This is a genomic window from Streptococcus sp. 3613, from assembly GCF_013277375.1.
Classification (GTDB): Bacteria; Bacillota; Bacilli; order Lactobacillales; family Streptococcaceae; genus Streptococcus; species Streptococcus pseudopneumoniae.
The window spans coordinates 1-11,306 of sequence record NZ_VMMV01000085.1; the positions used below are offsets into that span (position 1 = coordinate 1).

Annotated in this window: 11 protein-coding genes and 1 pseudogene; 4 read left to right on the forward strand and 8 right to left on the reverse strand. The window is 41.3% G+C overall.

Annotated features, from left to right (window positions below; translation table 11 throughout):
• Positions 1 to 264: 264 nt before the first annotated feature.
• The 8 genes and pseudogenes from HT708_RS09685 to HT708_RS09720 form a co-directional block, all read right to left on the reverse strand.
• Entirely contained in the window at positions 265 to 1,074 is an 810-nt protein-coding gene (locus HT708_RS09685) for a purine-nucleoside phosphorylase (RefSeq protein ID WP_023932811.1), read from the reverse strand.
• A gap of 15 nt (positions 1,075 to 1,089) precedes the next feature.
• A pseudogene (locus HT708_RS09690) lies at positions 1,090 to 1,631 on the reverse strand (DUF1697 domain-containing protein).
• A gap of 1 nt (position 1,632) precedes the next feature.
• Positions 1,633 to 2,844 (reverse strand): phosphopentomutase, encoded by a 1,212-nt coding sequence (locus tag HT708_RS09695; protein ID WP_166731250.1) that lies wholly within the window; start codon positions 2,842 to 2,844, stop codon positions 1,633 to 1,635.
• 13 nt (positions 2,845 to 2,857) lie between these two features.
• Positions 2,858 to 3,541 (reverse strand): ribose-5-phosphate isomerase RpiA, encoded by a 684-nt coding sequence (gene rpiA / locus HT708_RS09700; RefSeq protein ID WP_000429303.1) that lies wholly within the window; start codon positions 3,539 to 3,541, stop codon positions 2,858 to 2,860.
• Between the two features lie 281 nt (positions 3,542 to 3,822).
• Positions 3,823 to 4,695, reverse strand: a complete 873-nt coding sequence (locus HT708_RS09705) for an NAD(P)H-hydrate dehydratase (RefSeq protein ID WP_172926316.1) — start codon at positions 4,693 to 4,695, stop codon at positions 3,823 to 3,825.
• A 140-nt stretch (positions 4,696 to 4,835) separates the two neighbouring features.
• Entirely contained in the window at positions 4,836 to 5,693 is an 858-nt protein-coding gene (locus tag HT708_RS09710; protein ID WP_000192111.1) for a bifunctional methylenetetrahydrofolate dehydrogenase/methenyltetrahydrofolate cyclohydrolase, read from the reverse strand.
• Between the two features lie 153 nt (positions 5,694 to 5,846).
• On the reverse strand, positions 5,847 to 6,581 hold the full coding sequence (locus HT708_RS09715) for an amino acid ABC transporter ATP-binding protein (RefSeq protein WP_000136055.1): 735 nt from the start codon (positions 6,579 to 6,581) through the stop codon (positions 5,847 to 5,849).
• Positions 6,581 to 7,264 (reverse strand): amino acid ABC transporter permease, encoded by a 684-nt coding sequence (locus HT708_RS09720; RefSeq protein ID WP_001011644.1) that lies wholly within the window; start codon positions 7,262 to 7,264, stop codon positions 6,581 to 6,583. Before HT708_RS09720 ends, HT708_RS09715 begins: the two co-directional genes overlap by 1 nt.
• A 190-nt stretch (positions 7,265 to 7,454) precedes the next feature.
• On the opposite strand from HT708_RS09720, the gene HT708_RS09725 reads away from it, so the two are divergent.
• The 4 genes from HT708_RS09725 to HT708_RS09740 all read left to right on the forward strand — a co-directional run bounded on the left by HT708_RS09725 (position 7,455) and on the right by HT708_RS09740 (position 11,245).
• Positions 7,455 to 7,685: a DUF1797 family protein gene (locus tag HT708_RS09725; protein ID WP_000443574.1), complete on the forward strand. Its 231-nt coding sequence runs from the start codon at positions 7,455 to 7,457 to the stop codon at positions 7,683 to 7,685.
• Positions 7,686 to 7,914: 229 nt separating this feature from the next.
• Positions 7,915 to 10,173 carry an ATP-dependent Clp protease ATP-binding subunit gene (locus tag HT708_RS09730; RefSeq protein WP_172926317.1) on the forward strand — a complete coding sequence of 753 codons (2,259 nt, stop codon included), beginning with the start codon at positions 7,915 to 7,917 and terminating at the stop codon, positions 10,171 to 10,173.
• A 128-nt stretch (positions 10,174 to 10,301) separates the two neighbouring features.
• Entirely contained in the window at positions 10,302 to 10,754 is a 453-nt protein-coding gene (locus tag HT708_RS09735) for an NUDIX hydrolase (RefSeq protein ID WP_023938214.1), read from the forward strand.
• A 191-nt stretch (positions 10,755 to 10,945) separates the two neighbouring features.
• Positions 10,946 to 11,245, forward strand: a complete 300-nt coding sequence (locus HT708_RS09740; protein ID WP_000767186.1) for a DUF1827 family protein — start codon at positions 10,946 to 10,948, stop codon at positions 11,243 to 11,245.
• Positions 11,246 to 11,306 lie beyond the last annotated feature (61 nt).

Below are 11,306 nucleotides of genomic sequence, written 5' to 3' on the forward strand. Positions count from 1 at the left end.
TTTGAGCAACCTGCGGCTAACTTCCTAGTTTGCTCTTTGATTTTCATTGAGTATAAATTCATTCTTATCTCTTCTTATCATACTAGTCTGCTTGGCTAGGAAGCTAATGCTAGTATCCTAGAATCTTGTCTTTCACAATGCTAACTATCAGACTCTTTCAGTTACAAGAGTAGGAAGAAACCCATAGTCTACCTATGTTTCTTCTTTGTTCCGAATAGTCAACCATGAAAGGAAAGAGGCATTCCCCCTTTTAAATCTTTTTTCTTACAATTCTGCAAGAATCGCTTTAAGCAAGCCTTTAAAGTCACCTTTGACACGTTCGGTTACTTCCACAACTTCTTCGTGGTTGAGTTCTTCTTGGAAACCGGCCGCAAAGTTAGTGATACATGAGATTCCCAGAACTTTCAAACCTGAGTGGGCTGCCACGATCACTTCAGGAACCGTAGACATACCAACTGCATCTGCTCCCAGTGTCTTATAGGCACGAATTTCTGCTGGTGTTTCATAAGTTGGACCAGTTACACCGATATAGACACCTTCATCAAGCTTGATATTAAGTTTTTTAGCAACTTCATGGGCAGTAGCACGGTATTTTGGTGTGTAGGCCTTAGACATATCTGGGAAACGTGGACCAAAATCATCCAAGTTTTCACCCATCAATGGGTTTTGCCCCGTCATATTGATATGGTCTGAGATAGCCATCAAAGTACCAGGGCCATATCCAATACCACCAGCAGCATTGGTTACAATGACACCTTCACATCCAAGAACTTTCATAACACGTACTGGGAAAGTCACGACTTCCAGAGGATTGCCTTCGTAAAAATGGAAACGACCTTGAAGAGCCAAGACCTTGCGACCTGCCAGTTCACCATATACTAATTTACCAGCGTGACCGACTACTGTAGAGCGGCCCCAGTTTGGAATCTCAGCATAGTCTACTACAACTGGATTTTCGATTTCTTCTGCTAATTCTCCCAGTCCTGACCCAAGAATTAGACCGAACTCAGGCGTTTGGATTCCTTTATCTTTCAGGAAAGTAGCAGTTTCATGGATTTTGTTTAAAAATGTCATTGTGTGTCTCCTTTATTATTTTTTTAGCATTTGACCAATTTTGTCAAAGGTTTTAGCATTACGAATAGTAATATGGCGGTAGAAAGGCACCTTGAGCAAGTACTTGTGATAGGCAGTCTTAGAGTAGGTTTTCTCAGAGAATTTTCCCCAGAAAATCCCAAGTTTTCCAAAATGAACGACCTCATTTTCAGCTCTAAACTCTCAACTCTAGCGATGACTTGCTCCACATCCAAAAGCTCAGTGTAAAAGAGAACGTCTTTTCTTGCCAAGTCTTCATTCCACCAAGCTGGTAGATTCTCCACTTCTGCTTCATAGTCTTCTAGACTCAGTAAAGAAAAGCTCTGAATAAATGGATAACGAGTTCCAAAGAAAGCCTCTAACTTTTCAATCAATTGGGCTTTGGAATCTATCGAAATAAAGAAGATATTACCACTGTTGATGTAGCTTTCAACCTTTTCAATTCCCAACTCTGTCAGTTCTTGACGAAGCTCCGCCATGACGACCTTATTCTTGCCACCAACATTGATGCCTCTCACCAGCAGAGCATAGCGCGTCATCTTATACCAATTTATCTAAGAAACTTTCCCCGATCATAGCTGTTTCAACACCAAAGTTATCTGCAACAGTCGCTGAGATATCTGCAAAATGTCCAACTGGAATCAAACCATTTCCTTTAAAGGCAGGGCTATAGGCCAACAATGGAATATATTCCCGAGTGTGATCCGTTCCTGCATACGTTGGGTCATTTCCATGGTCAGCAGTAATCAAGAGAAGGTCGTTCTCTCGCATGGCTGCGATAATTTCAGGTAAGCGTTCATCAAACTCATGCAAGCAATCACGATAGCCGTAAGCATTACGACGGTGGCCGTAAAGGGCATCAAAGTCAACCAAGTTTGTGAATGAGAATCCTTTTTCAAATTCAGCAAGGCTCATGGTCTTCAATAGTGTATCTATTCCATGACTGTTTGACTTGTTGTGACCCATATCATGGTTGATACCAGCACCGTTAAAGATATCATTGATTTTACCCACAGCATAAGTATCGATACCAGCCTCATTCAATTTATCCAAAACAGTTGGGGCAAATGGAGATACAGCCAAGTCACGACGGTTTGCCGTACGAGTGAAGTTACCTGGTTCACCTACATAAGGGCGAGCAATGATACGACCTAGAAGGGCAGGGCGCTCAAGTGTAATTGAACGAGCGTATTCACAGATACGGTACAATTCGTCCAAAGGAATAATGTCTTCGTGGGCAGCAATCTGCAAAACAGGGTCAGCTGAAGTATAGATAATCAACTCTCCAGTTTCCATCTGACGTGGTCCAAAATCATCGATAACAGCCGTTCCTGAATAAGGTTTGTTGGCTTCACGAATAACCTTGCGTCCTGAGAATTCTTCGATTTTTGTCAGGATTTCTTCTGGGAATCCGTTCCAGAAAGTATCGAAAGGCTCAGTAATGTTGAGTCCCATGATTTCCCAGTGTCCAGTCATAGTATCCTTACCAAGAGATACTTCCTCTAATTTTGTTGCATATCCAGTTGGATTGCTTTCAGCTGCTACAGTCTTAAGAGGAGTTTCACGAGGAATATTTCCAAGACCTATTTTAGCCATGTTTGGGACATTCAAACCAACTGTTTTTGAAATGTGTCCCAGTGTGTCAGAAGCTCCATCTGGAACCCCTGCATTGACAAAGTTATTAGCATCTGGTGCTGCACCGATTCCTACAGAATCCAGTACCACCAAATGAATACGATTAAATTTAGACATCTTATGCCCCCTTCTATTTTCCTTTTTTTGAAGTTGAAATCTGAACTCCATCTCGTCCAGCAACGATTACCTTATCCACCATTTGGTTGAATAAACCATGCTCCACAACACCAACGACATGGTCCAATTCTTGTCCAAAAGCAATTGGATTTTCAATGACATCCAAGGCGAGGTCAATGATAAAATTCTGCATATCCGTCACAAAACGTTGGCCGTCTTTTTCACGGAAACTTGGTTTGTAGCCAGCTCGCTCAAAACGACGAAAGACCTGTTCTGCGCCATACTGAACCACTTCTACTGGCAATTTAAAAGCACCTAGTTTTTCGACCAGCTTGCTTTCATCCACCACCCAAATGTATTCTTTTGATGGTGTTGCGACCACCTTTTCCATGAGAAGGGCACCACCACCGCCTTTGATTCCGTTAAACTGACTATCCACTTCATCCGCGCCATCAACCGTCACATCGACAAAGTCTACTTGGTCAATAGACTTGAGCGGGATATTAAGGCCTTCTGCCTGTTTAGTGGTCACACTAGAAGTTGTTACAGCTGTAATCTGCAATCCTTCTTCCTTGATACGACGACCGATTTCTTCTACAAAATAATAGGCAGTCGAGCCTGTTCCAAGTCCAACGACCATTCCATCGCTCACGAACTCAGCAGCCTTGATACCTGCCATTTTCTTCAGATTTTCCACCGATTTACCTCCATCATTCTCAGTTCTTATTCTACTATGAAATCGCTTTTTATTCAAGTAAAAAGATCAAATTTACATTTTTTATCAATCTTTCTTTGAAAACATGCATTTTATTTTTATAAAACGAATAAAAATGAATTTATCTTTTATGTATTTGCTTTGTTCATCTCTTTCCAGTTCCAAAAACAAGACCTTAACTTTGATACGTCTAGTTTAGCATTAAAGCAGGCGCATTTCAAGAATCATAAATTAAGAGAAGGAAGTGGGTTTATCTATCTATTTTAAACAAGTTTATCTTTGCTTACCCTCTCTTGTTGACAAATAATTTTCATTACTTTAGAAATACAATTACTAATCTCCGTTGGCAAAACCACATACTGTTCTTGAGCTAGTTCTTGGGCAATAGCTGAATGAAGATGGGTCGCTACCGTCACACATTCGTAGAGACTGGCCTGTCGGAATTGGCCTGCAAATCCTGCAATCATTCCAGCAAGAGTATCTCCCATCCCCCCAGTCGCCTGATAGGGACCGCCGACCTGTAACTGGTAATAATCAGATTGGCTAGCTTGCCAAATACGAGTAGCCGGACCTTTCTCCACCAAAATTGTTCCTTGAGGAAATGAAGTCAGGGCACTAGCTGTTGCATCTTCCTTTTGCTTTTCAATAGCAATACCAGACAGCTTTTCCCATTCTTTTTGGTGGGGAGTTAGGATAAGCTGGTTAGACGGAAACGACAAACTTGTCCTAGCAAGAATGGTCAGGGCACCACCATCTACAATCAAAATCTGATTCTGTTTTAAGCTAGCAAAGACCTGTTTGACTAGATCTTCTCCAAAAGCATCGTCTCCTAAACCAGGTCCCAGCAAGACAACTTCTGCCTTCTCCAACTGCTCTTTTAACAATTGCTTGTCTTGAAGAGAAAATGCCATAGCCTCAGGTAAATGGCTGTGCAGAGCTGGAATATTTTCCCTGTCCGTTCCAACGGTCACCAATCCTGCACCACTCTTAACAGCAGCTAGTGCAGCCATAATGATAGCACCTCCATAAGGATAAGTGCCACCAAGCAGCAGCAGACGACCATGGTCTCCTTTATGACTTGTACGAGAACGTTCAATAATAACTTTTTCTAGTAAAGTTTGATCAATCACTTTCATCGTTTTTTCCTCTCGCTTTTATTATACAACAAAAAGGAGGCGCAGACCTCCTTTTGTAATCTTATATCTAAAATTTAATACTCATTTCTGCCATTTCAGATATAGCTATAGAAAATACACTCTCTTCAGCGATTTTTCTCTTATTTTCTATCCAATGTCCGAAGTGCTGCCTGATAAGTTTGCTCCATTAGCATGGTAATGGTCATAGGGCCTACACCTCCAGGAACTGGTGTGATGTGGCTAGCAAGTGGGGCAACTGCCTCATAGTCAACATCTCCACAGAGCTTCCCATTTTCATCGCGGTTCATACCGACATCAATGACAACCGCACCTGGTTTGACAAAGTCAGCAGTCACAAACTTAGCACGACCGATTGCGACTACAAGAATATCTGCTTTAGCAGCCACCTTGGCAAGATTATGGGTGCGTGAATGGGTCAAGGTTACTGTTGCATTTTTGGCTAAAAGAAGCTGGGCCATGGGTTTTCCAACAATGTTTGAACGACCGATGACGACCGCATTTTTACCTTCTAATTCAATCCCATATTCATGAAACATTTCCATAATTCCTGCAGGTGTCGAAGGAATCATGACTGGATGACCAGACCAGAGACGCCCCATGTTTAAGGGATGGAACCCATCCACATCCTTTTCTGGATCAATAGACAATAGAACCGCCTCTTCATCAATGTGTTTTGGTAATGGCAACTGGACCAAAATCCCATGCCAAGCTGGATCCTGATTATATTTAGCAATCAGGTCTAACAATTCCTCTTGAGCAATGGTCTCTGGAACTCGCACTACTTCGCTACGGAAACCAGCCGCAAGAGCTGACCTCTCCTTGTTGCGAACGTAGACTTGGCTGGCTGGATTATCCCCAACCAAAATCACTACCAAACCAGGTACTAGACCTGTTTCTTCCTTTAATTTTGCAGTCTTTTCAGCCAATTGCCCCTGCAATTTGACCGCTAAAGCTTTCCCATCAATGATCTGTGTCATATCACTTCTCTTTTCTTTCAAATATCTTCCATTATAGCAAAAACTGCCTGCACCCCCTAACACTTATTTCCTAGGCTATCCTATAGTTTCAAACTATAAGAAAAATCTCTGGTTGAGCTTTTCACTAATCTTGTCTTGAAATTTTAAAATAGATTATAAAACCTTACTCAAGAAGTCTTTAGTCCGTTGTTCTTGGGTTTGTTCAAAAATCTGTTCAGGTATTCCGTCTTCAACAACCACACCGTCTGCCATAAAGATGACACGATCTGCCACCTCACGGGCAAATCCCATCTCATGTGTTACGATAACCATGGTCATTCCTGACTTGGCTAGATCTTGCATAACAGCCAATACCTCACCCACCATTTCAGGATCCAAGGCTGAAGTTGGCTCGTCAAAGAGTAAAACATCTGGTTCCATAGCCAACCCACGCGCGATAGCAATCCGTTGCTGCTGCCCACCTGACAAACTCTGTGGATAAGCGTCTGCCTTATCCGGCAAACCAACTTTTTCCAACAGCTCTTGAGCTCTCTTCTCAGCAACTGCCTTGCTTTCACCTTTGGTCTTGATAGGTGACAAGGTAATATTTTCCATCACAGTCATATTAGGAAAGAGGTTAAATTGTTGGAAAACCATGCCCATCTTCTCACGCATGGCAAAGAGGTCATTCTTCTTGTCCGTAATATCGACTCCCTCAAAGATAACCTTCCCCTTGGTTGCTTCCTCCAACAAATTCATAGAGCGAAGCAAGGTAGATTTCCCGCTCCCCGAAGGACCGATGATAACGACAACTTCTCCTCTTTTAATCTCGAGGTTGATGCCCTTCAATACTTCATTCTTTCCAAAAGATTTATGTAAATTTTCAATTTTTATCAAGATTTCTGTCATTATTTCTTATCTCCTTGTCCCATATGTTTTTCAAAAGCTTTCAAGGCTACTGTCAGAATAGAGGTCATAATCAAGTAGTAAAATGCTGCAAATAAAAGTGGTGTTAAAGGTAGATAGGTTGTTGTAGAAACTGTTGTAGCCCCATTCCACAACTCCATGACCCCAATAGCTGATAAGAGGGAGCTGTCCTTGATAATGGTGATAAATTCGTTCCCCAATGCTGGCAAAATATTTTTGATTGCTTGTGGCAAAATCACATACCGCATCGCATTTTTAGGACGAATCCCTAAAGAATAGGACGCCTCTAACTGCCCCTTAGGAACCGCATTAATCCCAGCACGAACAGTCTCAGAAACATAAGCACCACTGTTCATAGAAATAATCAAAATCCCTGGAATCAGACGAGAAAGATCAACACCCAAAATCCCAACCTGAATAGTCGGAGCATTGATGTGCATAAGAGCAAAGGTAATCATAATCTGAACCATCATAGGTGTCCCACGGAAAATCCAAACGTACAAGTTGGCCAGCCAAACAAGCGGTTTAAACTTTGAACGTTGCCCAAAAGCCAAGACAACCCCCAAAATGGTTCCCAAAATGACAACACAGATAGAAATAAGAACCGTCACAACAGCCCCATAGTTAAAATAAGGTAAATACTTAGGTAAAAAAGAAAAATTCATAGTCACACTGCTTTCTAAAATAGAATACTGTATGATTATAACGTATATTGAATTAAAATTCAAATCTTTTATCCAATTTATTTAAAAATCTTTAAACTAGCAGAATTAGCGAGAAATCTTAGTTTTTTTCTAGTCAAGTTGGCCTCCTTTATGGTAAAATAGTAACGATAAGAAATGAAGGAGAATCAAAATGGAATCACATTTGGTTAGAATCATCAACCGCCTTGAAGCAATGGCAAACGATGGCGGAAATTTAAAACGTAATTTTGAACGCGAAGGAGTTGTTGTTGCAGAAGTTGCGTACAGCCACGACGAAGAAAACGGCTCAATCTTTACCCTTCGTGACGTAGAAGCTCGCGAAACGTATACGTTTGATAGCATTGACTTAATTGCAATGGAGATTTACGAACTTCTCTACTAATCTAAAACAAGCTGGGATTGTCCCTGCATGTCTAACCAAAATCCTTTTTGTCTCACAAATAGGATTTTTTTATAGTCCAAATTCACAAAAATTTTCATTGCAACAACTTTTCAAAGCTGCAATCTTTTTACTTGCTTTACACCCCAATCCTGTTATAATGAGAGTATAGGAATTTGACTATTTTTGACCTTTAAACAGATCAGGATAAAGAAAGAAATGAGGTAGATGTATGCTTTGTCAAAACTGTAAAATCAACGACTCAACAATTCATCTTTACACCAATCTCAATGGAAAACAAAAACAAATTGACCTCTGTCAAAACTGCTACAAGATTATCAAAACAGATCCTAACAATAGCCTCTTCAAAGGTATGACGGATCTGAACAATCGTGACTTCGATCCCTTTGGTGATTTTTTCAATGACCTAAACAATTTCAGACCTTCTAGCAATACTCCTCCTATTCCCCCAACCCAATCAGGTGGAGGTTACGGTGGAAACGGCGGTTATGGTTCCCAAAATCGTGGTTCTGCTCAAACTCCACCAGCAAGCCAAGAAAAAGGCCTGCTGGAAGAATTTGGTATCAACGTAACTGAGATTGCCCGTCGTGGAGACATTGACCCCGTTATTGGGCGCGACGATGAGATTATCCGTGTCATCGAGATTCTCAATCGTAGAACCAAGAATAATCCTGTTCTTATCGGTGAACCGGGTGTCGGAAAAACTGCCGTTGTCGAAGGCCTAGCTCAGAAAATTGTTGATGGTGATGTTCCACATAAACTCCAAGGCAAACAAGTCATCCGTCTGGATGTGGTTAGCTTGGTGCAAGGAACGGGGATCCGTGGACAATTTGAAGAACGCATGCAAAAACTCATGGAAGAAATTCGCAAACGTGAGGACATCATCCTCTTTATCGATGAAATCCATGAAATTGTCGGTGCTGGTTCTGCGAGTGATGGTAATATGGACGCAGGAAATATCCTCAAGCCAGCCCTTGCTCGTGGGGAACTGCAACTGGTCGGCGCTACTACCCTCAATGAATACCGTATCATTGAAAAGGATGCTGCCCTCGAGCGTCGTATGCAGCCTGTCAAGGTTGATGAACCAACGGTGGAAGAAACAATCACTATCCTCAAAGGGATTCAAAAGAAATACGAAGAATACCACCACGTTCAATATACCGATGCTGCAATTGAAGCAGCTGCAACTCTTTCCAATCGTTACATCCAAGATCGCTTCTTACCTGACAAGGCCATTGACCTCCTAGATGAAGCTGGTTCTAAGATGAATTTGACCTTGAATTTTGTAGACCCTAAAGTCATTGATCAGCGCTTGATTGAGGCTGAAAATCTCAAGTCTCAAGCTACACGAGAAGAAGATTTTGAAAAAGCCGCCTACTTCCGTGACCAGATTGCCAAATATAAGGAAATGCAAAAGAAAAAGGTCACAGACCAGGATACTCCAATCATCAGTGAAAAAACCATTGAGCATATTATTGAACAGAAAACCAACATCCCTGTTGGTGATTTAAAAGAGAAAGAACAATCTCAACTCATCCATCTAGCCGAAGATCTCAAGTCTCATATTATTGGCCAAGATGATGCAGTCGATAAGATTGCTAAGGCTATTCGCCGTAATCGTGTCGGTCTTGGTACGCCTAACCGTCCAATTGGAAGCTTCCTCTTTGTCGGACCAACTGGGGTCGGTAAGACAGAACTTTCCAAACAATTAGCTATCGAACTCTTTGGTTCTGCTGATAGTATGATTCGCTTTGATATGAGTGAATACATGGAAAAACACAGTGTGGCTAAGTTGGTCGGCGCTCCTCCAGGTTATGTTGGCTATGATGAGGCTGGTCAATTAACTGAAAAAGTTCGCCGCAATCCATATTCTCTCATCCTTCTCGATGAAGTGGAAAAAGCTCACCCAGATGTTATGCACATGTTTCTACAAGTCTTGGACGATGGTCGTTTGACAGATGGGCAAGGACGGACCGTTAGCTTCAAGGATGCCATCATTATCATGACCTCAAATGCAGGTACAGGTAAGTCTGAAGCCAACGTTGGATTTGGGGCTACTAGAGAAGGACGTACCAACTCTGTTCTCGGTGAACTCGGCAACTTCTTTAGCCCAGAGTTTATGAACCGTTTTGATGGCATTATCGAATTTAAGGCTCTCAGCAAGGATAATCTCCTTCAGATTGTCGAGCTCATGCTAGCAGATGTTAACAAGCGCCTCTCTAGCAACAACATTCATTTGGATGTAACTGACAAGGTCAAGGAAAAGCTGGTTGACCTAGGTTATGATCCAAAAATGGGAGCACGCCCACTTCGTCGGACTATTCAAGACTATATTGAGGACACAATCACTGACTACTACCTTGAAAATCCAAGCGAAAAAGACCTCAAAGCAGTTCTGACTAGCAAGGGAAACATTCAAATTAAGTCTGCCAAAAAAGTTGAAGTAAAAACTTATGAAAAAGAAGTATAAATCCTATAGAAAAGGAGTAGAAAATGAAAATTTTCTGCTCTTTTTACTAAAATAACTATAAGTTCTTGACAGCTCTGCCTTTGTCCATTATGATAATAATAAAGATACTAGATAATGAGGAAAATGCAATGGCAAACCCAACTTTCGGAGAAAAAAAAGCAAATACAGACTATGTTGCACGCTATGGAGTGTATGCAGTTATCCCTGACGCTAAACAAAAACAAATTGTTCTTATTCAAGCACCTAATGGCGCTTGGTTCCTACCAGGTGGCGAAATTGAAGCAGGTGAAAATCATCAGGAAGCCCTAAAGCGTGAATTGATTGAAGAGCTTGGTTTCACAGCTGAAATTGGTACCTATTATGGACAGGCTGATGAATACTTCTACTCTCGTCATCGTGATACCTACTACTACAATCCTGCCCACCTCTATGAAGCGACTTCTTTCAAAGAAGTGCAAAATCCACTAGAAGACTTTAATCATATTGCCTGGTTCCCTATTGACGAGGCTATCCAAAATCTTAAACGTGGTAGCCATAAATGGGCCATCCAATCTTGGAAAAAACAGCATAAGATTGACTAATACTCTTCGAAAATCTCTTCAAACCACGTCAGCGTCGCCTGACCGTAGATATGGTCACTGACTTCGTCAGTCTTATCTACAACCTCAAAACTGTGTTTTGAGCAACCTGCGGCTAGNNTTTCATTGAGTATAAATCAAGCGACTTTATTCAAAAAGTGCTATAATAGAATTAGAAAATCGGAGGAAATATTATGAAGCTTATCAATACGACAAACTCACACTCGCAACTTGTAAAAAATCAGCTAGAAAGTACCGATGCAACCCTTGTTGAGGTTTATTCTGCAGGGAATACAGATGTTATTTTTACCCAAGCGCCGCTTCACTATGAAATCCTCATCTCAAACAAACACCGTGCTATTCGTGAGCCTGAAATCGAAACCATTCAAGAATTTTTCTTGAAACGTAAAATTAATAAGAACTCTATTGATGAAGCCAATATCAAGACACTCTACTCAGAGAAATTAATTGGAATTTCAATCCCAATCCAGTGAGGAAATTGAGTAAAAACTCTACTTGAGCGAAAGTCCAATAAGTCTTCCCACAATAAAACGC